This window comes from Nocardia africana NBRC 100379 (assembly GCF_001612635.1).
GTDB classification, from domain to species: domain Bacteria; phylum Actinomycetota; class Actinomycetes; order Mycobacteriales; family Mycobacteriaceae; genus Nocardia; species Nocardia africana.
The window spans coordinates 406769-428435 of record NZ_BDAV01000006.1 but is presented as its reverse complement, the minus strand read 5'-3'; the positions used below and the strand labels follow the sequence as shown (position 1 = coordinate 428435).

Sequence of the window (21667 nt, the reverse complement as noted above, 5' to 3'; positions counted from 1 at the left end):
AACGAATCGGCGGGGAAGTCACGACCAGGCGTTACCTGCTGGGGACGGAGTCCGGCATGAGTGCTGTGACTTTCGGTTCCCCGGATATCCGGGGCCACGTACAACGGTTGTCGGCCGGTATCGCCGACGCGCAATGGCTGCGAGTGGCGGCGGAAACCTCGGCCGCGAGCGTCAGCGCCGGGATCGCCGGGCTGGCCATGATGATGCCGATCAGCCAGTCCTGGCTGTCGCCGGGGTCGGCGTTGCAGGTCGACCTGCTGATCTTCAACATGCCGCTGGCGCTGACCGCCGGCGCGCTCATCGCCGTCATCGCGGTCTCGGTGTCCGCGGCGATCGGCAACAGCCGCCTGGCCTGGTGCACCGTCTTCTGCGCGACCGCGGCGATGCTGGTGAACCACACCCTGCTCGTGCGATTGGAGACCCGGACGCTGTCGACGCTCAACTACGTCGACTCGATGCTCGCCGGAGTGATCCTGGGCTGTCTGGCCGCGGCGGTCTGGCATCGGCGGGCCCCGGCCGGGGGATATCTGTTCGGTGCGCTGGCTTCGATCCTGTTCGCCGACCTCACCCAGGCGCCGGATTTCGCCTCCACCGTGCCGGGGGAGGGCATCCTGCGCGGGGCGCCTCCGGTCTGGATGATTCTCGCCGCCCTCGGATTGATGCTCCTCACAGCCGTGCTGTTTCGCCAGGAACAGCGACCGGAACCGGACAACAGCGCGGTGGTGCCGCTGAAACCGGTGGTGTCCGCGGTCGTGATCGTCTCCGCGACGCTGGGCACCTCCGTGTGGATGGCCCGCGGCGGCGCGGTCGTGTCGATCCTGGTGGGCGGGGCGCTGCTGCTGCTCGCGACCGCGGTGGCGGCGCTGCTGCTTCCCGAACGCGACGGCATGCTGATCGTGGTCATGGTGGCCTTCGCCTCGGCGGGGTCGGCGCTGCTGACCGTTCCGCGGCCGGCCTGGTCGACGGTGCTGGTGGTCGCGGCCGCGGGCGCCGGGCTCTACGCCGGATGGCGCATTCGCCTGCCGTTGCCGGCCGTCGCGGGATCGGTCGCGCTGTCGATCGCGGCCGCGGTGAGTGCCGCGCTGGTGGACGTGCCGACCGCGGCGGTGACCGTGCCGAGTTGTATCGCACTGGCAGCGGTGGCCGGCTATGCCCTGGGGTGTGCGATCGGCCCGCGGGCGACCAGTGCGGTCGTCGGAATCGTCATCCTGTTCGTGCCCTCCGCGGGCGTGGCCCTGCAGGGCCGCGACCTCGGCAGGATCGAATATTCGCATACCTGGTTCCGCAGCGCGGAGGCCGCCGTCACCGCGGTGCCGGGGATCGTCGCCGCCGGAATCGGTATCGGCTGCGCGGGCATCGTGCTACTCATCGGGCGGCTCCGGCCGGACGATCCTCTCGCGCCGCGGTCCGCGGCCGCGGAGAAGCCGAATCCGGTTCAGGCGCGGCGCAATTCGCTCACCACGTCGAAGTCGACGCCGTCGGCATCGGCGAGGTAGACCGGCTGGGTGGTGTGGGCGCCGCGCACCTTCACCTCACCGCGCGGGCCGCCGTAGCGTACGCGGGCGGCATGGCGCTCGATAGCGCGCACGTCGAGGCTGCGCGCCGCCTCCGCCAGCGAGGCGAACAGCAGCAGGCCCTCGTAACAGGATTCGCCGATGTTGTTCAGCGCCGGAGCGAAGGTGCCGTACCGCGCCGTGTAGCGGCTGCCGAAATCCATCGCCTCGGGCGAGACCACGCTCTCGAAATAGCCTGAGGCGGTGAACAATCCGCGGGTGCTGTCCGGTCCGCCCGCGTACAGGACGTCCTCGCCGATCATCATGCTCAGCCGCAATCGATGCTCGTCGAGACCCGCGCGGGCGAAGGCGCGATTGAACGCGGCGCAGTCGGCGCCGACCAGCAACAGCAGCACCCCTTGCGCCGAGGAGCGGCGAATCAGGTCGAGGGCGGGACCGAAGGCGCGACTGCCGAGCGGGACGAACGCCTCGCCGACGATGTCGATATCACCGAATGCCGCCGCCTCGCGGGTGACCCGGGCGGTTTCGCGCGGCCACACGTAATCGTTGCCGACGATGCACCAGCGGCGAATGCCCTGCTCCGCGCGCAGCCAGCGCAGCGCGGGAAACAACTGGTGATCGGGCGTCTCGCCGACCATGTACACGCCGTCGGCATTCTCGCCACCCTCGTAGAACGTGGTGTAGACGTAGGGCACCCGTCCGGCCGTGCGGGGCGTCAGCACCCGGCGGGCATTGGACAGATGCCAGCCGACCACGCCGTCGACGGCGCCGGTGCCGATCATGCGATCGATGCGTTCGGCCAGCAGCGGCAGCGGCGCGCCCGAATCGACAGTGTGCAATCGCACCGGCCGATCGAGAATTCCGCCCGCGCGATTGATGTCCTCCACCGCCAGTGCGGCGCACGCCTCACAGGACGGTCCGAACAGTCCCGCCGGTCCGCTACCGGGCACCACCAGCGCGATATCGACGGTGTCGCGCCCGCCGCGGGAGTTCGAAACCCTCACCGGAACCTCCGCCGCCCGAGACAAAACCTTCGCCGAATAGTCACCCCCGAGCCGACCATGTTAACGACAGCCCATGAGGGTGGCGAGCCCCGACCTTCCGGGGCTGGTAAGAGCGCCGCGGTTGGCATATACCCCCAGCGGGTATATGGTGTGGTAGTCGCTCGCCTGTCGAGAGGAGTCGTGCACATGGACGGCAACGGCCACGAAACCGTGGTACTGGATCTGAACGGCCTGCACTGGGCGAGCCGCCGGGAGGTCGCCACCCGGGTCCTGCAACGCCGCCCCGGCGTCCTCGAGGCCACGGTCAATCCCGCCGCCCAGACCGCGACGGTCGGCTTCGACCCGGGCCGGACCTCCGTCCAGGACTTGCGGGAATGGTTGCGCGACTGCGGCATTCACTGCTCCGGCCGATCGGTTCCCCGGCACGTCTGCGACCCGCTGGCCGAGCCGTCCCACCCCGGCGACGGGCACCGGCACGAACCCGCGGAACCCGCGCACGACCACCACGGCACCCACGATCACCACGACATGTCGATGGCCGCGATGGCCGCCGACATGCGCAACCGATTCCTGGTCGCGCTGGTGTTCTCTGTGCTCGTGATGGTGTGGTCGCCGATGGCGACGGACATGTTCGGCATCGATCTGCCGGTGCCGTTCGGGCTGCGCCAGGACGTGTGGGCGCTGATCCTGAGCCTGCCGGTGATCGGCTATTCGTCGACGATCTTCTTCACCGGTGCGTGGCAGGCGCTGCGGGCGCGGACCCTCGACATGATGGTGCTGGTCGCGGTCGCCATCGGGGCGGGATGGCTGTATTCGCTCGCGATCACGCTCACCGGCGGCGGGGAGGTCTTCTACGAGGCGTCGACGATGCTCGCCACCTTCGTGCTGCTCGGGCACTGGTTCGAGATGCGGGCCCGCGGCGGCGCCACCGACGCCATCCGCACACTGCTCGACCTCGCGCCACCGCGCGCGGTGGTGCTGCGTGACGGCGAGGAGGTGGAGATTCCCACCGCCGAGGTCGCCGTCGGCGATCTGCTACTGGTGCGGCCGGGGGCCAAGATCCCGGTCGACGGTGTCGTGGAAGACGGCGACAGCGAGGTCGACGAGTCGATGGTGACCGGAGAGAGTCTTCCGGTGCACAAACAGCCGGGTTCTGCGGTGATCGGCGCCAGCATCAACGTCGACGGCACCCTGCGCGTGCGGGCGGACAAGGTCGGTTCCGACACCGCGCTGGCGCAGATCGTGAATCTGGTTCAGCAGGCGCAGAATTCGAAGGCGCCGGGGCAGAAGCTGGCCGACCGCGCGGCGTTCTGGCTGGTGCTGGTCGCACTGATCGGTGGTGCGGCCACCCTGGTGGGATGGTTGCTCGCCGGTGCCACTTTCGCCACGGCCATGTTGTTCGCGATCACGGTGGTGGTGATCACCTGCCCCGACGCTCTGGGTCTGGCCACACCCACGGCCATCATGGTCGGCACCGGGCTGGGTGCTCGCCGGGGCGTGCTGTTCAAGAACGCGCTGGCGCTCGAGACCGCGGCGCGCGTCGATGTGGTGGTGCTGGACAAGACCGGCACGTTGACGAAGGGCGAGCCGGCCGTCACGGAATTCGTGACCGCGGCGGCGGAGCCCTCGCCCCAGTTGCTGGCGACGGTGGCCGCCGTCGAGCGGGAATCGGAACATCCACTGGCTCAGGCGATCGTCCGCTACGCACAGGAGCGCGGCATCGCTTCGGCGCGGGCCGAGAAGTTCGAGAACGTGCCGGGACACGGCGCCGTCGCCACGGTCGACGGGCAGCGCGTCGTGGTCGGCAACCGGCGACTGCTGGATCGCGAGGGGATCGAACTCGGCGAATTGGCCGGCGCCCGTGCGCGGATCGCGGACGGCGGGCAGACCGCGGTGCTGGTGGCGGTCGACGACAAGGCGGTCGCGGTGGTCGGCATCGCCGACGCCCCGCGCGAGACCGCCGCCGCCGCGGTGCGCGACATGCACGATCTGGGCGTGGAAGTCGTGATGCTCACCGGCGACAATCGTGCCACCGCCGACCGCATCGCCGCCGAACTGGGCATCGATACCGTCATCGCGGAGGTGTTGCCCGGCGACAAGGCCGAGACCATCGCGCAATTGCAGTCCGGCGGAAGGAAAGTCGCGATGGTCGGCGACGGCGTGAACGACGCGCCCGCGCTGGCGCGGGCCGACCTCGGCATCGCCATCGGGGCCGGCACGGACGTGGCCATCGACACCGCGGATGTGGTGCTGATGCGATCGGACCCTCTGGACGTGCCCACCGCCTTGCGGATCGGACGCGGCACTCTGCGCAAGATGCATCAGAACCTGGCGTGGGCGGTGGGATACAACGCGGTCGCACTGCCGATCGCCGCGGGCGTGTTCGAACCGGCCTTCGGATTCACCCTCCGCCCGGAGATCGCTGCCCTGACCATGTCGGGCTCCAGCATCATCGTCGCGCTGAACGCGGTGTCGCTCAAACGACTTCGGTTGCCCGAGCGGCGTGGCTGATACCGCGGACGGCCGTGAGCGGAAAGGGTGCCGCCGCTACGTCCGGGCGATGGGGGAGCGGGGAACGATCGCCGAGATCTGTGCGCACAACTGCCACGGCCGCTCGGTGTCCACGGTCGACTTACCGCTGGTCAGAATCGCCCCGGACAGTCCGCGGTCGAGGTCGGCCCAGCCGTACTGGGTGGTCAATCCGCTACGGCCGAAATGGGTTTCGGTATGTGCGCCGAATTTCGACCGGCGCCCGCCCAACTCGAATCCGGCGCGACTGACCCGGCCCGCGATGCCCGGGATCCGGGGCGCGGGTGCGATCGCGTTGTGCACGCCGGCGGGAGACAGGATTCGCACACCGTCGAGTTCCCCACCGCGACAGAGGATTTCGTAGAAGCGCGAAAGTTCCGAGGCAGTGGTCACCAGATTGCCGGAGGGGAGCTCCGCGGTGAGGAAGGCGCGCACCGATTCCTCCGACGTCGAGGCGCTCATGCCGCCGCCGAGCGCCTTGCCGGCCACCAGCGACCAGGCCCGGGAGGGCCGCGGTCCGGTGCGCACACTCGGCACCACCCGATCGACGTCCTCGGGGCTCACACCGAAGGTGGTCCATCGGAAACCGAGCGGATTCAGGACCTGTTCGGCGAGATGGTCGCGCATGCGTTTGCCGGTCGCCCGCTGGACCAGCAGGCGCAGGATCAACCCGCTGGTCAGGGCGTGATAGACGCGGAATCGCCGGGGCGGCCAACTCGGCCGCAACTCGACCAGCGCCCGCACCGCGAGTTCCTCGTCGACGACGGCGTCGAACCCGCGGTAGCCCGCCGGCATGAACGGCACCCCGGCGGCGTGGGAGAGCACATCGGCGATGGTGATGCGGCCCTTGCCGTGTGCCGCGAATTCCGGAATGTAGTCGCACACCCGGTCTTCCGCCGCGAAGGCGCCCTGTTCGATCAGCATCGCCATCACCGTCGCGGCGACGCCCTTGGCGGTGGAGAAACCGCAGAACGGGGTGTCGACGGTGATCGGTACGCGCTCGACATCGGGACCGTCGCCGGGGGCGTTGCCCCAGCCGTGGCCGATGGCCCGGTTCAGCACGATCGCACCGTGGCGGCGCAGGCAGATCTGGATCGCCGGAGTGGTGCCCATCCGATACCACGCCCGGACCGACTCCCACACCGCCTCGACGTCGCCGCGGCGCAGTCCCACCGCGCTGGGGTCGTCCTCGGGACCCACCGCGGTCACGGTGTCCGGGTCGGCGGGTACGGAAACCATCGGGGCGACACTGCTCACGGCGTCAGCATAGTGATCGGGGGCATCGACGCAGGTCGGAGCGCCGAGCCGGGCTCGGCTGTGCAATTCGCGGGCGAGCGCTCCCTCCCACCGCCTTGGCGAGCGCCTGCGAGCTCCCGGGTGGCGGTCTCGCGGGCGTAGCCGCCGGCTCGGCCCGCCCTACAGCCCGGGCGCGACCGGTTCGACCGTGCGCCATCCGACGCTGGTCACCGACGGCTCCAGACTCAACCGGCTGACCGCCGATTCCATCTGCCGGTCGTCGCGCTGATCGCCGACCAGATCCGCGCGCACCTCCACCCGGCCCGCATCCTCGGCATTGGCGCTGGCGACCGACACGAGCCGGAAGTCCGTGCGCGTCAACGCCTGTACCAGCAGCGCGCGCACATGCGCTTCGTGCGCGTCGTCGGTGACGGCGGTGAAGGCGTAGTGCGCGGGTTGCTCGTTACCCGATTCCGGCTGGCGGTCGACCGCCCGCCCGGCCGCCCGCAACGCGATATTGACGATGACGACCGCGACCGTTCCCGCCGCCGCGGTGCCGTACATCCCGGCGCCGGAGAGCGCGCCCACCGCCGCCGCGCACCAGAGCGTCGCGGCGGTGTTGAGCCCCCGCACGTTCAATCCGTCGCGGATGATCACACCCGCGCCGAGAAAGCCGATACCGGAAACGATTTGGGCGGCGACCCGCGTCGGGTCGGCGGCGCCACCGTGAAACCCGTGCGCGGACAGCAGCACGAACAACGCCGCGCCCGCGGAGACCAGAGCGTTGGTTCGCAATCCGGCCATCCGGGCCCGGTACTGGCGTTCGAACCCGATCACCGCGCCGAGACCGACACCGGTGGCCAGGCGCAGCAGCATCTCCCACGTCGACATGAGAAAAACAACCCTTCGATGGAGGGCGAGAACTCGTGCGCGCAGGCTACCGCGACATCCGCACAGCCGCGCCGACACGAGAGTGGTCGCCGAGTGAATTCTTGGCAAAACGACGTATGGGACTGTCGTCGGGCACAACGACCACCTCCTTCCGGGACGCGACCCGCGTAGAACGGCGCCGGCCGGCGGCGCCGGGAAGGAAGTAAACACCTCCGATCGGGCCCTGGCAACCCTGCCGGCGGGATTTGCCTGATTCGAACCGCCGAACCCGGGTAGTACGCCTGCAAGCAGGGAGGAGTGTGCCCTGTGCGGCCGACACCGGGAAACGGAGGTGCCATGATGACGGACCCGCGGATGGCGCGTGGAAGCACATCGCAGGAGCAGGTGCAGCGGCGGCGGATGCTGCGAGCGCCGCGCAAGCATGCCGGTGAGGGAATCGAGGACACGTACAACATTCCGGGCATCGTGCTGTGCGCATTGAGTTTCGTCGCGCTGGCGCTCGCGCTGACCGCCGCCGGATACGGCTTCGGCGGATGGGCGATCGTGGCCGGGGTGGTGTGCGCGGTATGTCTCATCGGCGGTGTGACGTGGATCGCGCTCGAGAGCAAGCGGACACAGAACCGCGATCAGTGGGAGCCGCACCAGCGACAGGGGCACTGATCAGCATGTGCCCGCCGCGGGTTCGCCGCGGGGCGAGACCGCCGCACCGATCCGGTCCGGGAGAGGAGAGAGATGGTCGAGAAGACTCGCGCCGGCGGTTTCACCACCGACGACGCCGGAATCCCGGTGGCCAGCGACGAAGAGTCGCTGACCATAGGTCCCGACGGCCCGATCCTGCTCAACGACGCCTATCTGATCGAGAAGATGGCCGCGTTCAACCGCGAACGCGTCCCCGAACGCCAGCCGCACGCCAAGGGCGGCGGCGCGTTCGGCGTCTTCGAGACCACGCAGGACATGAGCGCCTACACCTGCGCGAAGGTGTTCCAGCCCGGCGCGAAAACGGAGATGCTGGCCCGGTTCTCCACCGTGGCCGGCGAGCGGGGCAGCCCGGACACCTGGCGTGATCCGCGTGGATTCGCGTTGAAGTTCTACACCGAGGACGGCAATTTCGACCTGGTCGGCAACAACACCCCGATCTTCTTCGTCCGCGATCCGATGAAGTTCCAGGACTTCATCCGATCGCAGAAACGCCGGGCCGACAACAACTTACGCGATCACGATATGCAGTGGGACTTCTGGACACTGTCGCCGGAGTCGGCCCACCAGGTCACCTGGCTGATGGGCGATCGCGGTATCCCGCGCACCTGGCGCCACATGAACGGCTATTCCAGCCACACCTACATGTGGGTCAACGCCGAGGGCGAGAAGCACTGGGTCAAGTACCACTTCATCACCGACCAGGGTGTGGAGTTCTTCACCCAGGACGAGGGCGATCAGATGGCCGCCATGGATACCGACTATCACACCCGGGATCTGTGGGAGGCGATCGAGCGCGGGGACTACCCGAGCTGGACGCTGAAGATGCAGATCATGCCGTTCGAGGCGGCCAAGACCTATCGGTTCAACCCGTTCGATCTGACCAAGGTGTGGCCGCACGGCGACTATCCGCTCTACGAGGTCGGCCGGATGACGTTGAACCGCAACCCGTCCGACTATCACACCGAGATCGAACAGGCCGCCTTCGAGCCGAGCAGCGCGGTGCCGGGGACGGGACCGAGCCCGGACAAGATGCTGCTGGGCCGGTGGTTCTCGTATCCGGACGCCCACCGCTACCGGATCGGCGCGAACTACAAGGAATTGTCGGTCAACGCCCCGAAGTCGCCGTCGCACTCCTACACCAAGGACGGCCACATGCGGCACCACAATCCGGGCGACCCGGTCTACGTGCCGAATTCCAAGGGCGGCCCGCACGCCGAACCGGGCCGGGCCGGTCCGACCGCCGGCTGGTACACCGACGGCGAAATGGTGCGCGAGGCGTACACGTTGCGCCGCGACGACGACGATTGGGGTCAGGCGGGCACACTGGTCCGCCAGGTCCTCGATGACGCGGCGCGAGAACGGTTGGTGGACAACATCGTCGGCCATCTGCTCAAAGGTGTGTCCGAGCCGGTCCTCGCGCGAGCCTTCGAATACTGGCGCAATGTCGACAAGGATCTGGGCGACCGGGTGGAATCCGGCGTCCGGGCCAAACAGGACGAGAAGGATCCGAAAGCGGCCGGTCAGAGCAATCCCGCCCGGTCGTCCGCACAGCGGAAGGCCTGATCGAACCGTCGGAACGAACGCGAACCCCTCGGCTGGGAGCTGCCCGGGCCGAGGGGCGAGCGGGCGGTTAACCGTGCGCGCTCGTGGTATTTCCCGGCCATGATCGCGAATTCCGCTGCCGCCCCCCACGTCCTGCGGGAGTACTCGTTCATCGCCGACGGTCAGCGCGGCGCCCTGGTCGGGCCGCGCGGCGACATCTCGTGGATGTGCCTGCCCGGCTGGGACGGCGATGCGGTGTTCGCCTCCCTGCTCGGTGGATCCGGAATGTACGCGGTCACCCCCGCGAGCCGGTTCGTGTGGGGCGGCTACTACGAACGGGGCACGCTGATCTGGCGTTCGCGCTGGCTGTCCGGGTCGGCGGTGATCGAATGCCGCGAGGCGCTGGCCTTTCCGGGTGACCGGCATCGCGCGGTCCTGATGCGGCGGATCGTGGCGGTCCAGCAGGACGCCGAGGTCGACGTGGTGCTGCGCCCGGTGGCGCGGTTCGGCGCGGAGTCGGTGCGGCGGCCGCGCTGCCAGGACGGGGTGTGGACCGCTCGTGCGGGCGCGCTGGGGCTGCGCTGGACCGGCGCGCCGAAGGCCGAGCTCGATCCGCGAGGGCCCGACCGCGGGTGGACCGATCACCTCGAGATTCCGGCGGGGAGCTGTCACGATCTGATCCTGGAACTGTCCGACCACACCCTGCCCGGCGAGCTTCCCGACCCCGACACCTATTGGGAGACAACGGAAAACGCCTGGCGGCGCGACCGCCCGGATTTCGGCGCGAGCGCCGCACCCCGCGACAGCGCCCACGCGTTCGCGGTCCTGCGCGGGATGACCGCCGATACCGGCGGCATGGTCGCGGCCGCCACCACCAGCCTGCCCGAACGCGCCGACCAGGGCGAGAACTACGACTACCGCTACGTCTGGATCCGCGATCAATGCATGGCCGGGCAGGCGATCGCCGTCGCCGGTCCGCACCCGCTGCTCGACGACGCGGTCGGCTTCACCGCCGCCCGGCTGCTCGATGACGGTCCCGCCCTGGCGCCGGCCTATACCGTCGACGGGAAGAGCGTGCCGCCGGTGCGCGATGTCGATCTCCCCGGATACCCGGGCGCCCGGCCGGTGATCGGCAACCGGGTGCGCGGGCAGTTCCAGCTCGACACCTTCGGCGAGACGCTGTTGTTGTTCGCCGCGGCCGCGCGTCGCGGCCGGCTCGGTGGCGATCATCGTCGCGCGGTCGATGTCGCCGTCTCGGCGATCGCGGCCAACCACCACCGCCCCGACGCCGGTATCTGGGAGATCGAGGATCGGCTGTGGACCCATTCCCGGTTGGTCTGCGCGGCCGGGTTGCGCGCGGTCGCGGCCTGCCCGGACACCGGCGCCGATACCGCCTATTGCAGTGCGCTGGCCGATTCGCTGGTGGCCGAGGCGGCCCGCACGGGCGTGCATCCGACCGGCCGCTGGCAGCGCGCCCCCGACCGCCCAGGTGTGGACGCCGCGCTGATGTTGCCGTTGATCCGCGGTGCGATACCGGTCGGCGATCCGCGCTACGCCGCCACCTTCTCGGCGGTGCAGCGGGATCTGACCACCGATTACTGCGTCTACCGCTACCGCCACGACGATCGCCCGCTCGAGGTGACCGAAGGCGCGTTCCTGCTGTGCGGCTTCACCATGGCGATGGCGGCCGCCCAGCTCGACCGCCCGGTGACCGCGATGCGCTTCTTCGAACGCAACCGCGCCTCGTGCGGCACCCCGGCGCTGTTCGCCGAGGAATTCGATGTCACCCAGCGGCAGCTGCGCGGCAATCTGCCGCAGGCGTTCGTGCACGCGATGTTGCTGGAATCCTCGTTGCGGCTCGGGCCGCTCGCGCCCGAGCTGCCACCCGAGGCGGTGGTGGCGAGCGCGGACCGGGCGGACTAGGTGATATCGACGATCGGCAACCGCAGCGCACCGGGCGCATCGGCGGGAACAACGGGCGCCTTGGGCGGGACCGGGGCCAGCCGCCGATAGGGCGCACCCAGCGCCGGCCGCTGATCCGGCTCACCCTTGTCGGGCCACAGCGCCAGCGCGCGTTCGGCCTGTGCGGTGATGGTCAGCGACGGATTGACGCCGAGATTCGCCGAAATCGCCGAGCCGTCGACGATGTGCAGGCCCGGATGGCCGTACACGCGCTGATAGGCATCCACGACACCGGTCTCCGGTGAATCGCCGATCACGCAGCCGCCGATGAAATGTCCGGTCATCGGGATGCCGAACAGGCTGGTGATGCCGGCGGTCGCGATGCCGTCGATCTTGTCGGCCACCCGGTGGGCGACCTCGTGCCCGGCCGGAATCGACGTCGGATTCGGTTGTCCCTCACCCTGTTTCGTGGTCATCCGGCGGCCGAACAGGCCGCGCTCGGTGTAGGTGGTGAGCGAATTGTCCACCGACTGCATCACCAGCAGGCCGATCATGCGTTCCGACCAGTGGCGCGGGTTGTGCACCTTCGCCAGATCGCGGCGGCGCCGCCAATTCTCCCGCAACCACAGCCGGATGGGCGAGGTGGCGCCGTCCTCGTCGTACATCACCGTCGTCATCAGCGACAGCACGTTGCTGCCCTTGCCGTAGCGCACCGGTTCGATATGGGTGTCGGCGTCGGGATGGATCGAGGAGGTGATGGCCACCCCCTTGGTGAAATCGGTGTCGGATCGACGGCTCCGGATCGACAGCAGCTCTTCGGAATTCGTGCGCGACAGATAGCCGAGCCGCGCGGAGATGTGCGGCAGCGAACCGCGGTCGCGCAGCCGATGCAGCAACCGCTGCGTTCCCAGTGCGGCCGCGGCGAAGATCACCTGTTCGGCGGTGAAGCTGCGGCGCGCCGTGCGAATCCAGCGCCCCGTGCGGACGGTGTCGACGCGGTACCCGCCCGACGACAGCGGCACCACATCGACCACGGTGGTGCGCGGATGAACGGTGGCCCCGGCCTTCTCGGCGAGATACAGGTAGTTCTTCACCAGCGTGTTCTTGGCGTTGTGACGGCATCCGGTCATACATTCGCCGCAGTGCGTGCAGGTGCGCCGGGTGGGGCCGGCACCACCGAAGTAGGGGTCGGGCACCTCCTGTCCCGCGCGAGTGCCGTTGCCGCCGAACAGAACTCCCACCGGAGTGTGCCGGAACGACTCCCCGACACCCAGTTCCTCGGCCACCTCGCGCAGCACCCGGTCCGAGGTCGTGGTCGCCGGATTCGTGGTGACGCCGAGCATGCGTTCGGCCTGGTCGTAGTGCGGTGCCAGTTCGGCGCGCCAGTCGGTGATGTGGGCCCACTGCGGGTCGGCGAAGAACTTCGCGGGTGGTTCGTAGAGGGTGTTCGCATACACCAGCGAGCCGCCGCCGACACCGGCGCCGCTCATGATGAAGGTGTTCTTCAGCAGGGTCAGGCGTTGGATGCCGAAACATCCCAGGCGCGGCGCCCACAGGAATTGCCGCGCTCGCCAGGAGTTCTTCGCGAATTCGTGGTCGGCGAAGCGGCGGCCTGCTTCGAGGACGCCGACCCGGTAGCCCTTCTCGGTCAGGCGCAGCGCGCTCACGCTGCCGCCGAATCCCGACCCGATGACTACCACGTCGTAGTCGAACCCCATCGCCGCGCCCTTTCGTCCGGATCGTCCCCACGTACCGTAGGGGCAGATCAGGGGGCGAACGCAGAGATCGACGGCCAGAAAATCAATAGTTCCGGTCACGCCGGTAGGCGGCCGGGGTGGTGCCGGTCCAGCGTTTGAAGGCATGGATGAACGGCGTCGCCTCCGCGTAGCCGAGCCGGATGGCGATGTCGTCGATGGTCAGCGGCGTACCCGAGAGCATCTCCTGGGCGAGTGCGCGGCGCACCTCGTCGAGCAGCGCCCGATAACTGGTCCCGGCCTCGGTGAGGCGGCGGCGCAGCGTCCGCACACTCATGTTGAGCTCACGGGCGACCGCCTCGATCGGCGGCGGGGTGGTGATCCCGGTCGCGCCGCTGCCGGGCAGCAATCGCTCCCGTACCTCGGCCGCGATACCCGTGCGCGCGCTGCGGCGCTGGACCAGGTCACGACACTGGGCGATGCAGACCGCCCACGTCTGCTGATTCGCCTGGGGCAGCGGCTGGGACAGGATCTCCGGCGCGACGGTGAACATGGTGTGCGCGCGCCCGAAGCGCGGTCGCGCGCCGAGCACCGCCTCGAGCCGGTCGGCGTACGGCGGTTCGTCGTAACCGAATTCCATCCGGGCGAAAGAGAAATCGTGGCCGAGCAGGTCGGCCATCACCCGATGCATGGCGACGATGTCGCGCTCCACCAGGAAGGTCTGCACATCCGGCGGGATGAGTTCGTGATGGATCCAGGCGATCACATCGTCGCGCCGGTATTCGACGATCGGTGTGCAGAAGGCGAATCCGAGCCGATAGTACCGCATGGCCAGCGAAATCGCCTCGCGCAGTGTGGGACTGGTGACGCAGGCGAAGCCGAAGATGCCGAAGGTGCTCAGCCGGTACCGCCGCCCGACCTCGACGCCGAGCGCGGGGATCTCGCCGAGTGCGGCGACCAGATTGCGCACCACCGCCAGTTCGGCCTCGGCCGGGATCTGGGCACCCGGATCGCCGAGTGTGGCCGGCGCGATACCGGATCCGGCGAGCAAGCGCGCCCTGTCCACCCCGTGCTCGGCGGCGAATCCGATCATCACCGCGACGCTGGCGATCCCGCGGGGGAAATTCCAGGTGCGGACCTCGGGTGCCTCGACGGTGTGCATGGGCACCAGTATGGCCGAAACTATTGATCACTCGGGACGATCCGCCGGGGATAGGGTTGTCGGATGGAGCAGGTGCAGTCCGCCGGCGGCCGGGAAGACCGCGATCGGGAATGGGACCGCGAGGTCCGTGGTGAGACGGAAACCGAACAGCTGGACCGCAATCTGACCAGCCTGATCCAGGAACTGCGGGTGGTGCAGACGGGCGTGCAGCTGCTGACGGGCTTCCTGCTGACGCTGCCGTTCCAGGCCAGGTTCACCACGGTGTCCACCCCGATGCGCGGGGTGTATCTGGCGGTCGTGGCCGCCTCTATCGCGGCGACGGTCTTCCTGATCGCGCCGGTCGCCGCACACCGCATCCTGTTTCGGCAGCATCGCCTGGGCAACGTGGTGCGGACCGCGCACACCTTCGCACTGGTCGGGCTGGCGCTGCTCGGCATCGCGCTCACCGGCGTCGCGGTGCTGATCTTCGACACCGTCGCCGGTGCGGTCGCCGCGACCGTCATCGGTGTGTGCTTCGCGGCGCTGTTTCTGCTGACCTGGTTCGCCCATCCCTGGCGGGAGCGCCGACGCGGCCCCGAGACGCGGTGAGGACGCCCACAGCGGCCCGAAATAGCGGTCGGCGGGCGTTTCGTGCCGGGGTCGCCGGGTATCGCGCCCGATGTCAGTGATTTCGACGTGTTGGAGGTGAATCCCTTGTCGGAGCACGAGAAGGGCGGAGGCCGCGAAGGCCTCGAAGGCGTCGTGGAAGGCGCGAAGGGTAAGGCCAAGGAAGCCGCCGGCCAGGTATTCGGAAAGGACGAGCTGCGCGAGGAGGGCAAGGCCCAGCAGAGCCGCGCCGAATCGCAGCGCGAGGCCGCTCAGAAGGAGGCCGAAGCCGAGAAGCACCGTGCGGAAGCCGGTGTGGAGGAAAAGCGGCAGCAGGCCTACCAGGGCAACGGCGGCTCCTGACGGTAACGGAGGAACCGACCGAAAGGGTGCCCGGCCGAATCGACCGGGCACCCTTTCTTCGTTCGGTACGGTATTGCGCGAGAATCGGATTCGCGTGTCGCGCAGGTATTACCGGCCCAACGCGCTGGCGAGCTGTTTCTTGGTCATCTTCGACCGGCCCTTGATATTGCGTTGGCGCGCTTCGTTGTAGAGCTGATCGCGGGTCGGTCCCTGGGAACCCTTTCCGGACCGCTGGCCACCGCGGCGCTGCGGCGACATATCGTTGGTGGAACTCCGGCTCGCGGTGCGGGTTTTGCCCGCCTGCGCGCGATTCTTGTTGACCGTGCGTGCGGCGATTTCCTGTGCGCGGCCTTTGCTCTCACCCCGTTTCCGGGCCGAGGATTTCACATGTTCGTATTGGCGTTCTTCTTTGGAAGACCATTCCTTGGGCATGACTACACCTTTCGGTCGTGCGGACTGGTGGTTCGATCACTACGTCGGCTGCGGCTCGCAGAGCGCCTGCTGCCGAAGACTTTTCAGCGTGCGCGACAGAATGCGGGAGACGTGCATCTGGGAGATCTGCAGTTTCTCGGCGATCTGATTCTGCGTCTTGGATTCGAAGAAGCGCATGATCAGAATTCTGCGTTCCCGGCTGGGCAACGCGTCGATGAGCGGGCGAACCGCCATCGCGTCCTCGGTCAGTTGGTAACACTGTTCCTCGGCGCCGAGCTTGTCCATGATCGCGCCGTCGTCGGTGTCGACGACGGCGTCGATGGAGTTCGGCTGGTAGGCGTTGCCGGCGATCATGGCCTGCACCACCTGCGGCCCGTCGACGTCGAGAGCGTCGGACAGCTCCCGGGCCGTGGGCATTCGCCCGAGTTCGTGAGCCAGATGTTCGGTCGTCGGGCCGATGCGCAGCCACAATTCCTTGACGGCGCGCGGTACCCGGGTCGACCAGGTGTAATCGCGGAAGTGACGGCGAACCTCGCCCATCACGGTCGGCACGGCGAAGGAGAGGAAGGAATTTCCCCGTGCCGGGTCGAATCGATCGACGGCCAGGACGAGACCGAGCCTCGCCACCTGGTGCAGATCGTCGAACGTCTCGCCGCGGCCGGCGAATTTCCGAGCGATATGCTCGGCCAGCGGCAGGCAGAGTTCGATGATTTCCGCTCGGACCGACTCCCGATGCGGATCGGCATGATCCAGAGCGGCCAGTTTCTCGAACCAGGGTTCGATGTTGTCGTAACTGTTGGCACCGTGGCGTGCGGCGGTTTCGGCACGACGGGCGATCGGTTCATGTGTCATTCGAGATACCTCGCTTCCAACTGAATCCGACCCAGATTGGGTACCCGTTGGTGCGGCTCTCAAAAGACGTCGAAGGACGCACGCCGGAATATTCGCCGATTTCCGGGCGATGACCAGGGCGTATGCCGATTCGAATATATCCGGCAGCGGCCGGAATTTTGCGGTTTCAGCCTTCCGGCGTGTTGCCGACCCGCCGGTCGTAGTCCGCGCGGGCGGCCCGATCGACCTCGTCGGTGAATATTCGGTGCACGCCCATGCGGCGGGCGGTGAATTCGCCGAACGCGCGCGGAGTGAGCTTGTTGAACGCCATCGCCACCCCGGCCGCCCGGGTCACGGTCACCCGGCGCCGCGGTCGCGCGATCAGCCGCGTCACCGCCCGGGCGACATCCTCGGGTTCGGCCAGCAGGCCCATCGGCGCCTTGGTTCCGGCGATCAGTTCGGTGCGGGTGAACGTCGGCAACACCGCCGAGAAGTGCACCCCGCTGCCGCGGCATTCCAGCCGCATGGCCTCGGTGAAGCCGAGCACCGCCTGTTTACTCGCGCAATAGGTCGCCATACCGGGCGTGGGGTTTTCCCCGGCCAGCGACGCGATATTCACGATATGACCGCGTCCGCGCGAAAGCATCTGCGGCAGTGCGGCTTTGGTGCCGTTCATGACCCCGAGCACATTGACCTCGAGGATGCGGCGGGTGATGGTGTCGGATTCGCCGGTGAAGCGGCCGACGGGCATGATGCCGGCATTGTTGATCAAGACGTCGACGGGGCCGGCCGCGGTCTCGGCCTTCGCGAGGAAGTCCGCGAACGAGGCCGGATCGGTCACGTCGAGCGCCAGGGCCGCCGCGGCGCCGAGCCGCGATCCGGTCGCGGCGACGGCGGCCGTGTCGATATCGCCGAGCACCACCCGCGCACCGGCGTCGCGCAGATGCTCGGCGATCGAACAGCCGATGCCCCGCGCGCCACCGGTGACGGCCACCACCGTGCCCGGAAGCCGCGCCGCGCTCACCCGCGCCGCCGGCGCCGGTACCGGACCGTGCACGGCTGCTGCAGCTGCACCACCATCTTGGAATGGTCGTTGCGATAGCTGTCGGAGGGCTGCGCCATCTCGAATTCCCAGTCCCGCAACAGGATCGAGAAGATCGCCTTCAACTGCATGAGCGCGAACGCCTGACCGACGCAGCGGTGCCGTCCGGCGCCGAACGGGATCCAGGTCCAGCGGTTCACCAGATCCGCCTGGTTCGGATCGACGTAGCGGCCCGGGTCGAAGCGGTCGGGGTCGGGGAAGTCCTCGGCGATCCGGTTGGAGACCGCCGGTGTGGTCGCGACCAGATCGCCCGGTGCGATGCTGTGCCCGCACACCTCGAATTCGCCGCGCGCGACGCGCATCAGGATGATCAGCGGCGGATGCAGCCGCAGCGTCTCCTTGATCGTCGCCTCGAGGTGCGGAATCTGGCGCAGCGCATGGAAACTCACGTCCTGGCCGTCGGCGTAGAGCTCGTCGAGTTCGCCGACGACCCGGTCCAGCACCTCGGGATTGCGCAGCAGTTCGATGGTCGTCCAGGCCGCGGTGCCGGAGGTGGTGTGGTGGCCGGCGAACATCATCGAGATGAAGATGCCGGTGATCTCGCTGGCGGAGAACCGCAGCTCACCCTGTTCGTCGCGGATCGAGACCAGCACGTCGAGCATGTCGCGATCCTCTTTACCCTGCGGCGGGTTCGCGATGCGGCCGTTCATGATCTCCTGGACCAGTTCGACCAGTTTCGCCCGCGCCTCGTCGCGGCGGCGGAAGCTCTCGATGGGCGCGTAGGGATCGACGTAGCACAGCGCGTCGGTGCCGCGTTCGAGTTCGTGATACAGGTGCGCGAACCGCTCGTCGAGTTCCTCCCGGAACTTCTTGCCGATCAGGCAGGCAGAGGAGGTGTAGATCGTCAGCTCGGCGAAGAACTCGAGCAGGTCGATGTCGCCCTCGTCGCCCCAGCCTTCGACGATCCGGTGCACCTCGTGCGCGATGGTTTCGGCGTGCCCGCGCATGAAGTCACCGCGCAGGGCCTGGTTGTGCAGCATCTCCTTGCGGCGCTCGGGGCTGGCGTCGAAGACCACGCCGTCACCGAAGATCGGCTTCATGAACGGGTAGGCGGCGCCCTGGTCGAGATCCTCGTCGGCCGCGCGGAAGAAGAATTCGTTCGCCTCGGCGCCGGAGAGCAGGATGACGTCCTTGTCGGCCAGCCGGAACGCGCCCACATCGCCGCACTCCGCGCGCACCCGCTGCATCAGCGCGATCGGATCGGTGCGGAACTCTTCGAGGTGGCCGTGCTCGTGTTCGCCCCCGGAGACCTGCCGCGGCTTGACCAACGTCATGAGAAATCCTTCCGCATTCCGGATCCATCGTTGATGGACACGTGTCTGGACGCTACTACGGAAGGGTGGACGAGGCAAGGTCCGGCACCGTTTCGAGCGGTGCCGCCACCGGGGTGTGGGCGGGAGGTGTTCAGCGCAGAACCGGCGCCGAGCGCACGGTGCTGAGCTGCCGGATGATCGCGGCGGCGTGGTTGTCGAACCGCTCCCGGTCGATGGTGATGTCGCCGATCAGATACGGGCGATAGCAGTAGGCGAGCGCACCGAAGATGGCCATCGCGTTGAGCGTCGTGTCGGTCTCGTCGGGAGCCGGTGTGTCGGTGTCGTCGGCGGCGATCACCGAGGCGATCGGCCCGGTGATCACCGCGACCAGTTCGCTGCCGCGCCGGGTCAGTGCCGGGGTGGCGATGGATTCGACGAACAGGATCCGCCCACGCCGGGGGTCCTCGGTCAGGAAATCGGTGAACGCGCGCACCACGTGACCGAACAGCAGGTCCCGGTCCTCGGGCGCGTCGGCCAGCGCGGCGAGCAGCCGATCCCGGCACTGTTCGACGGTGTTCTCGAGGACGGTGGTCGTCAAATCGTCGAGATTGGCGAAACTCTCGTAGAAATAACGTTCGGTGAGCCCGGCCTGTCGGCATACTCCGCGCATGGAGGTCTCGGCGGCGCCGACGCCGGCCATGAGTTCGTAACCGGCCTGCAGCAGCCGTTCGCGACGTGCGGCGATGCGGTCCGCCGGTTCGCGTCCACGCCAGGGGCGGCTGCCCGTTTTCGGAGTGTGCGGCGAATCGGCCATGGCGGTGATGCTACCGGGGGGCGGTGACGAGGCGTTTTGTTGACATCGACCGCTGTTGACATCTAGTGATGTCAACATTACGGTCGGAGCATCGCTTCGACCACCCGCAAGGACGCGCCATGAACACCTCGGTCTACGACGACCAAGCCCACGCGATCAGGGCTCGCGATGTGCGATTCGATTTCGACTCCGTCCCCATGCACTACATTCCGGGCGAGGTCATGGCCACCCACATCATCAATGTGATGCATCTGGTTCTCCCGGAGGGGGAACGCGCGATGGCCGCGGCCCTGGCCGAAGCGCTGCCCTATATCGACGACGAGCGCCTGCGCGAAGAGGTGCAGGGCTTCATCGGCCAGGAGAATCAGCACGCCAGCTCGCACGCGCAGGCGCGCCGCCACCTGGAATCGCTCGGGCTCGACGTGGCCCCGATGGTGGAGACGGTGGCCTGGCTGGTCGATCGCCTGCTCGGTGATCACGGCCTGACCGGCCGCGCCAAACACGAGTGGCTGTGTGAGCGGCTGGGCCTGTTCGCCGGGATGGAGCACTACACCGCCGTCATCGGCGAGTGGCTGCTGACCAACGACGTGCTCGAGGCCAAGAACATGCATCCGGCGATGCTGGACCTGATCCGCTGGCACGGCGCGGAGGAGGTCGAACACCGCAGCGTGGTCTACGACGCGTACATGCACGTCGACGGCGGCTACCTGCGCAAGGCCCGCACGGCCGTGCTGGCCAGCTCGTCGCTGCTGGTGCTGTTCGTGATCGCGGGCGGCTATCTGTTCGGCAAGGATCCCGATCCCCGCAAGGGGCGGTTCTGGCCGCTGCAATTTCTCAGCGCCTCCGCGCGCGGCGTGGTGCCGCGGATGTCGACCTTCCTGACCGAGATTCCGCGGTATCTGCGGCCCGGATTCCATCCCTCCCAGCTCGGGAGCATGGACAACGCGCTGCGCTATCTCGCGCAATCGCCGGCCGCGCGCGAGGGCCGGCGGTGACGGCGGCGGCGTACCCGGTGGCCGCCGAGCGGCCGGGATATCGGCCGTCGCTGCCGCTGCGGGCGGTCGGCGCGGTCTTCGACCTGTATCGGCGCGGCGTCACCACGGAGCCACCCCTCGATCTGCTGTCGCGACCGAATCCGGTGCGGCGCAGCGGTTTCGAACGCGAGCTGATCGTGGCCCGGCGCGAGACGCAGGCCTCGGATGTGGTCGTGCTGACCCTGGTCGCACCCTACGCCGCGCGGTTGCCGCGCTGGGTTCCGGGCGCCCACATCGATGTGCTGCTGCCCTCCGGTCGTCAGCGGCAGTATTCGCTCAACGGAGACCCGGCCGACCGCGGAAGCTATCGCATCGCCGTGCGCCACCTGCCCGACGGCGGCGGTGGATCCGCCGAGATCCATCGCGACGTGGCGGTGGGGGACCGGTTGCGCGTGCGCGGGCCGCGCAACGCCTTCGGGTATGTCGATGCCCCGCACTACGTCTTCGTGGCCGGCGGTATCGGCATCACGCCGCTGCTGCCGATGGTGGCCGACGCCGAACGGCGCGGAATCGATTGGCGGCTGGTCTATCTCGGCCGCAGCCGGGCGACGATGCCGTTCCTCGACGAGCTGTCGGTCCATCGCGGCGGACGGCTCGAGATCCGGCCCGACGACGAATGCGGTGTCGCCGATCTCGATCTGATTCTGGCCGACGTACCGCGCGGCACCGCGATCTACGTCTGCGGTCCGCCACCGCTGATGGCCGCAGCATTGGACACCGACGCCGCCCACGAGCCGACCGTTTCGGTCCACACCGAACGGTTCTCGCCGCTGCCGGTGCAGCACGGCCGTCCGTTCCGGATCCGGCTGCGGCGCAGCGGTCACACGGTGGACGTGGCCGCCGACGAATCGGCACTCGCGGCCATCGGCCGGGTCCTGCCCGATGTCGCCTACTCGTGCCGGCAGGGCTTCTGCGGTACCTGCGCGGTGACCGTGCACGCCGGCGCTGTCGACCATCGCGATCGGCGGCTGAGTCCCGCCGAACGCGAGACGACCATGCTCACCTGCGTCTCCCGCGCGGCGGGCGACACTCTCGAACTCGATCTGTGAGTACGAGACCGGTTGTTTCGGGCAACGACGC

At 68.5% G+C, this 21667-nt stretch carries 19 protein-coding genes; 9 read left to right on the top strand and 10 right to left on the bottom strand.

Annotation, left to right across the window (positions count from 1 at the left end; all coding sequences use genetic code 11):
- Positions 1 to 56 precede the first annotated feature (56 nt).
- On the top strand, positions 57 to 1496 hold the full coding sequence (locus tag NA3_RS10165; RefSeq protein ID WP_128145132.1) for a hypothetical protein: 1440 nt from the start codon (positions 57 to 59) through the stop codon (positions 1494 to 1496).
- Here NA3_RS10165 and NA3_RS10160 read toward each other — a convergent pair.
- Entirely contained in the window at positions 1436 to 2518 is a 1083-nt protein-coding gene (locus NA3_RS10160; RefSeq protein ID WP_218021797.1) for a substrate-binding domain-containing protein, read from the bottom strand. The genes NA3_RS10165 and NA3_RS10160 overlap by 61 nt on opposite strands.
- A 186-nt stretch (positions 2519 to 2704) precedes the next feature.
- Between NA3_RS10160 and NA3_RS10155 the strand changes: the two genes are divergently transcribed.
- A complete protein-coding gene (locus NA3_RS10155) occupies positions 2705 to 5029 on the top strand; it encodes a heavy metal translocating P-type ATPase (RefSeq protein ID WP_062963287.1) in 2325 nt (774 codons plus the stop codon).
- 36 nt (positions 5030 to 5065) lie between these two features.
- Here NA3_RS10155 and NA3_RS10150 read toward each other — a convergent pair whose 3' ends face one another.
- Positions 5066 to 6304, bottom strand: a complete 1239-nt coding sequence (locus NA3_RS10150) for a serine hydrolase (protein ID WP_227995338.1) — start codon at positions 6302 to 6304, stop codon at positions 5066 to 5068.
- A gap of 159 nt (positions 6305 to 6463) precedes the next feature.
- Positions 6464 to 7174, bottom strand: coding sequence for an MgtC/SapB family protein (locus tag NA3_RS10145; RefSeq protein WP_062963286.1), 711 nt, complete (start codon positions 7172 to 7174; stop codon positions 6464 to 6466).
- A gap of 336 nt (positions 7175 to 7510) precedes the next feature.
- Between NA3_RS10145 and NA3_RS10140 the strand changes: the two genes are divergently transcribed.
- The 3 genes from NA3_RS10140 to NA3_RS10130 all read left to right on the top strand — a co-directional run bounded on the left by NA3_RS10140 (position 7511) and on the right by NA3_RS10130 (position 11338).
- Entirely contained in the window at positions 7511 to 7834 is a 324-nt protein-coding gene (locus NA3_RS10140) for a hypothetical protein (protein WP_227995337.1), read from the top strand.
- Between the two features lie 72 nt (positions 7835 to 7906).
- A complete protein-coding gene (locus tag NA3_RS10135) occupies positions 7907 to 9436 on the top strand; it encodes a catalase (protein WP_062963285.1) in 1530 nt (509 codons plus the stop codon).
- A gap of 99 nt (positions 9437 to 9535) precedes the next feature.
- A complete protein-coding gene (locus tag NA3_RS10130; protein ID WP_062963284.1) occupies positions 9536 to 11338 on the top strand; it encodes a glycoside hydrolase family 15 protein in 1803 nt (600 codons plus the stop codon).
- On the opposite strand, the gene NA3_RS10125 is transcribed toward NA3_RS10130, so the two are convergent.
- Positions 11335 to 13035: an FAD-dependent oxidoreductase gene (locus NA3_RS10125; RefSeq protein WP_062963283.1), complete on the bottom strand. Its 1701-nt coding sequence runs from the start codon at positions 13033 to 13035 to the stop codon at positions 11335 to 11337. The two genes, NA3_RS10130 and NA3_RS10125, sit on opposite strands and share 4 nt — an antisense overlap.
- Positions 13036 to 13117: 82 nt before the next feature.
- Positions 13118 to 14173 (bottom strand): AraC family transcriptional regulator, encoded by a 1056-nt coding sequence (locus tag NA3_RS10120; protein ID WP_062963282.1) that lies wholly within the window; start codon positions 14171 to 14173, stop codon positions 13118 to 13120.
- A 63-nt stretch (positions 14174 to 14236) separates the two neighbouring features.
- Here NA3_RS10120 and NA3_RS10115 point away from each other — a divergent pair, with 63 nt between their 5' ends.
- Together NA3_RS10115 and mbp1 are read left to right on the top strand one after the other, a co-directional pair.
- On the top strand, positions 14237 to 14761 hold the full coding sequence (locus NA3_RS10115) for a DUF6328 family protein (protein ID WP_062963281.1): 525 nt from the start codon (positions 14237 to 14239) through the stop codon (positions 14759 to 14761).
- A gap of 105 nt (positions 14762 to 14866) precedes the next feature.
- Positions 14867 to 15121, top strand: coding sequence for a microaggregate-binding protein 1 (gene mbp1 / locus NA3_RS10110; protein WP_062963589.1), 255 nt, complete (start codon positions 14867 to 14869; stop codon positions 15119 to 15121).
- Positions 15122 to 15229: 108 nt separating this feature from the next.
- On the opposite strand, the gene NA3_RS10105 is transcribed toward mbp1, so the two are convergent.
- The 5 genes from NA3_RS10105 to NA3_RS10085 form a co-directional block, all read right to left on the bottom strand.
- The gene (locus NA3_RS10105) at positions 15230 to 15553 is read right to left on the bottom strand and encodes a hypothetical protein (RefSeq protein ID WP_062963280.1); all 324 of its coding nucleotides are present in this window, start codon (positions 15551 to 15553) and stop codon (positions 15230 to 15232) included.
- Between the two features lie 39 nt (positions 15554 to 15592).
- Positions 15593 to 16405 (bottom strand): RNA polymerase sigma factor SigF, encoded by an 813-nt coding sequence (locus NA3_RS10100; protein WP_062963279.1) that lies wholly within the window; start codon positions 16403 to 16405, stop codon positions 15593 to 15595.
- Between the two features lie 166 nt (positions 16406 to 16571).
- Positions 16572 to 17408 (bottom strand): SDR family oxidoreductase, encoded by an 837-nt coding sequence (locus tag NA3_RS10095; protein ID WP_062963588.1) that lies wholly within the window; start codon positions 17406 to 17408, stop codon positions 16572 to 16574.
- Positions 17405 to 18760, bottom strand: a complete 1356-nt coding sequence (cyp51, locus tag NA3_RS10090) for a lanosterol 14-alpha demethylase (protein WP_062963278.1) — start codon at positions 18758 to 18760, stop codon at positions 17405 to 17407. The genes NA3_RS10095 and cyp51 overlap by 4 nt, the downstream gene beginning before the upstream one ends.
- A 130-nt stretch (positions 18761 to 18890) precedes the next feature.
- Positions 18891 to 19553, bottom strand: a complete 663-nt coding sequence (locus tag NA3_RS10085) for a TetR/AcrR family transcriptional regulator (RefSeq protein WP_062963277.1) — start codon at positions 19551 to 19553, stop codon at positions 18891 to 18893.
- 119 nt (positions 19554 to 19672) lie between these two features.
- Here NA3_RS10085 and NA3_RS10080 point away from each other — a divergent pair, with 119 nt between their 5' ends.
- Positions 19673 to 20548, top strand: a complete 876-nt coding sequence (locus NA3_RS10080; RefSeq protein ID WP_062963276.1) for a metal-dependent hydrolase — start codon at positions 19673 to 19675, stop codon at positions 20546 to 20548.
- On the top strand, positions 20545 to 21636 hold the full coding sequence (locus NA3_RS10075; protein WP_084491418.1) for a PDR/VanB family oxidoreductase: 1092 nt from the start codon (positions 20545 to 20547) through the stop codon (positions 21634 to 21636). The genes NA3_RS10080 and NA3_RS10075 overlap by 4 nt, the downstream gene beginning before the upstream one ends.
- The last annotated feature ends 31 nt before the right edge of the window (positions 21637 to 21667 follow it).

What these genes read in the sequence shown, in the direction of transcription:
- NA3_RS10100 (WP_062963279.1), bottom strand. Translation starts at nt 16,405, where the DNA reads ATGACACATGAACCGATCGCCCGTCGTGCCGAAACCGCCGCACGCCAC.
- NA3_RS10125 (WP_062963283.1), bottom strand. Translation starts at nt 13,035, where the DNA reads ATGGGGTTCGACTACGACGTGGTAGTCATCGGGTCGGGATTCGGCGGC.
- NA3_RS10080 (WP_062963276.1), top strand. Translation starts at nt 19,673, where the DNA reads ATGAACACCTCGGTCTACGACGACCAAGCCCACGCGATCAGGGCTCGC.
- NA3_RS10155 (WP_062963287.1), top strand. Translation starts at nt 2,705, where the DNA reads ATGGACGGCAACGGCCACGAAACCGTGGTACTGGATCTGAACGGCCTG.
- NA3_RS10165 (WP_128145132.1), top strand. Translation starts at nt 57, where the DNA reads ATGAGTGCTGTGACTTTCGGTTCCCCGGATATCCGGGGCCACGTACAA.
- NA3_RS10130 (WP_062963284.1), top strand. Translation starts at nt 9,536, where the DNA reads ATGATCGCGAATTCCGCTGCCGCCCCCCACGTCCTGCGGGAGTACTCG.
- NA3_RS10120 (WP_062963282.1), bottom strand. Translation starts at nt 14,173, where the DNA reads ATGCACACCGTCGAGGCACCCGAGGTCCGCACCTGGAATTTCCCCCGC.
- cyp51 (WP_062963278.1), bottom strand. Translation starts at nt 18,760, where the DNA reads ATGACGTTGGTCAAGCCGCGGCAGGTCTCCGGGGGCGAACACGAGCAC.
- NA3_RS10145 (WP_062963286.1), bottom strand. Translation starts at nt 7,174, where the DNA reads ATGTCGACGTGGGAGATGCTGCTGCGCCTGGCCACCGGTGTCGGTCTC.
- NA3_RS10140 (WP_227995337.1), top strand. Translation starts at nt 7,511, where the DNA reads ATGATGACGGACCCGCGGATGGCGCGTGGAAGCACATCGCAGGAGCAG.
- NA3_RS10105 (WP_062963280.1), bottom strand. Translation starts at nt 15,553, where the DNA reads ATGCCCAAGGAATGGTCTTCCAAAGAAGAACGCCAATACGAACATGTG.
- NA3_RS10135 (WP_062963285.1), top strand. Translation starts at nt 7,907, where the DNA reads ATGGTCGAGAAGACTCGCGCCGGCGGTTTCACCACCGACGACGCCGGA.
- NA3_RS10115 (WP_062963281.1), top strand. Translation starts at nt 14,237, where the DNA reads ATGGAGCAGGTGCAGTCCGCCGGCGGCCGGGAAGACCGCGATCGGGAA.
- NA3_RS10085 (WP_062963277.1), bottom strand. Translation starts at nt 19,553, where the DNA reads ATGGCCGATTCGCCGCACACTCCGAAAACGGGCAGCCGCCCCTGGCGT.